This window comes from Citrobacter sp. Awk 2, assembly GCF_028069815.1.
Taxonomy (GTDB): domain Bacteria; phylum Pseudomonadota; class Gammaproteobacteria; order Enterobacterales; family Enterobacteriaceae; genus Citrobacter.
This window is the reverse complement of record NZ_JANEWL010000198.1, coordinates 1-2,247: the sequence shown is the minus strand read 5'-3', so window position 1 is coordinate 2,247 and position 2,247 is coordinate 1. Positions and strand designations below refer to the sequence as shown.

Sequence of the window (2,247 nt, the reverse complement as noted above, 5' to 3'; positions counted from 1 at the left end):
ACTATAAATAATGACTCTATACTTCCCCCACCCATAATAAAAAATAAGGATTGACTGAAAAGAAGAAACTAGTAGATAGAGCAAACCATACTGATGGTACCTGGCATTATTTCAATGCTGACTACGATTCGTATATTAATAAGTACAAAATCTGTTATGCTTATAACGTCCTATTTAAAACCAAGTACTGACACAAAACTAATAGTGATCAGTCCATTTCTTATGAATTTTTGGAAATGCATATAGATAGATTACATATCCAATGCATGCAACAATAAGCGAGATACTACCCCAACAGAATCGGTTCACTTGTTCTGATGCAAAAAAGAACCACCATGAAAGAATTAGCCCCACAAAAACCAGCGTTGCACCAGCGGCACAAATAATATTAAAAACAATAGAAATAACATTTATTTTAAAATTCATAACTCACCAAAGAAGTATTTGCAAATCCTCTTGAACTCTTCTGGATTGTATTCATCAATGGCGCATGCCAATTCAAAAGGCTTTACTGTATCTTCAACAAGGAAATATAAAAGATCTAAGTCCCCTGTGTTTTTTAGTTTATAAAAAATCTCAGGATTTCTTCCCCGCAAATATCGTGACGTATAAATAGCACGTGATGCTTCGGCACCAACCGAAAGTAATGATCCAATGACTGTCCCCGCAAACAGTGCAGTAGTTGCTCGTTCCGAAATCACATATCCCAGCTTCACACCGGTTAATTGTGAAAAAAACACTTTCCCCACACTATTGCCAGAAATTTGCAGTCCCACAGAAGACATATCAACCCTAGAAACAAAATCATCTATAAATGGTTTAATAACCTTATAAATAGTTTTATCGTTAAAAGTCACTTTTTAATCAGTGTTGCCAACCGAAATTTATCATCCTGATTCTCTCTGCGGTGTTCAGTGTCTATAAAATCATAGCCAAGATAGGCAAGGCTGACGGGTAAGGAAATAACACCTTTCGCCACGGCGCCGATAAACCCGGATCCATCGATATTAATGGCCTCAAGCATATCTCTGGCAATCTCTTTTGCACTATCCATAATTGTTACCCTTTAGATAAGCCTGTTAATAAAACTCCCGCCCGATGTCCTCTTCCTCACTCCAACCCAGTGTCAGGCTGTGCGGCTTCTGCTTCTCCGCCATGTGGGTCAGCAGCTGCTGGCTAAACACCGGAAAAATTTGTTGATTGAGCATACTGTCGACGTAGTGCTCGGCAGCAGACAGGTGCTGGCCAGTGCCTCATACAGCTCTCATCAATATATGTGGTCAGGTCGTAGTAACGATGTTGGCGGTAAGAGCTGCTGGTCACGTGAGCCACTGATACGCTTAAAATGCGTCACCACGCTCAAGGTGACGCGGGCGATAATGGTACACATCACCGTAGGTGTTCCTCTCCCCATCACCTCGGGTCATGTCCGCTGGCACCGAAGTCAGGACGTTCTGGGCTTCACGGTGGTTATAGTCACTAGCCGTAACCGAACGCTCCACCACGTTATGCCAGACATGTACATCCCACACTGAGTTGGCCGCATTGTCATTCGCCCCTGACGGGCTGTTCAGGGGCAATTTCTTACCAAACGTCCAGGCACTCTGCTTGTCCGCGAAGTGCACCACTTCAGTTTGCGTGTCCGGGTGCAGAGTGAAGAAGTAGAAAATCCCCACCTCGGCCAGCAGGCGTTCGATGAACGCAAGGTCACTTTCCTGGTACTGGTTTATTTGTTCTCGTTTTGGGTAGGTTTGTTTAAGCTTGAATTCATATTCCCACCCCTTCAAACCATGCTCGCCAAGAATTTGTGCTACCACTTCCGGCACTGATTTGTTGACGAAGAATCGGTGAGTACGAAACTGCTTATCCAGTAAGGATATAAAAGGTTCCAGAATAATTTCATACGCAACCTGATTGCGTGAACCGGTCAGGCGTCGGAAATTGGTCACCACACCATGAACAATTTTACCGACAACAGAATTAAATAGTTCCCCCACCCCCATGCTCAGTGTAGCGGTTTTACTTAACATCATTTCAGCCGTAAGGTCCGGATGTGAACTGGTAAAACGAATGGTATAATGATAGAGAGCACTCATTTGTTCTAAACCATCAAAACGTTCCACATCCAATGGATAAGGGCAGGAAGGAACATCCAATTTATAGCGATTAAGGATACCCTCTGTTATTTTAAATATACTTCCCATTTCTACAACTCCTGTCCCAGGTCAGAATGATATTAAATAAAAT

At 42.7% G+C, this 2,247-nt stretch carries 2 protein-coding genes and 2 pseudogenes; all 4 read right to left on the bottom strand.

All coding sequences use genetic code 11. The features are described from left to right. Positions 1 to 422 precede the first annotated feature (422 nt). Entirely contained in the window at positions 423 to 857 is a 435-nt protein-coding gene (locus NNO02_RS23095; RefSeq protein WP_271455859.1) for a hypothetical protein, read from the bottom strand. Next, complete coding sequence (locus NNO02_RS23090; protein WP_271455858.1) at positions 854 to 1,054, bottom strand: hypothetical protein; 201 nt, start codon at positions 1,052 to 1,054, stop codon at positions 854 to 856. The genes NNO02_RS23095 and NNO02_RS23090 overlap by 4 nt, the downstream gene beginning before the upstream one ends. A gap of 25 nt (positions 1,055 to 1,079) precedes the next feature. After that, positions 1,080 to 1,305, bottom strand: a pseudogene (locus tag NNO02_RS23085) (hypothetical protein); the annotation flags it as partial. A gap of 44 nt (positions 1,306 to 1,349) precedes the next feature. Next, positions 1,350 to 2,204: pseudogene (locus NNO02_RS23080) on the bottom strand (type VI secretion system Vgr family protein); the annotation flags it as partial. Positions 2,205 to 2,247: the final 43 nt, after the last annotated feature.

Excerpts from the sequence above, each read along its gene's own strand:
- NNO02_RS23090 (WP_271455858.1), bottom strand. The coding sequence starts at position 1,054 with ATGGATAGTGCAAAAGAGATTGCCAGAGATATGCTTGAGGCCATTAAT.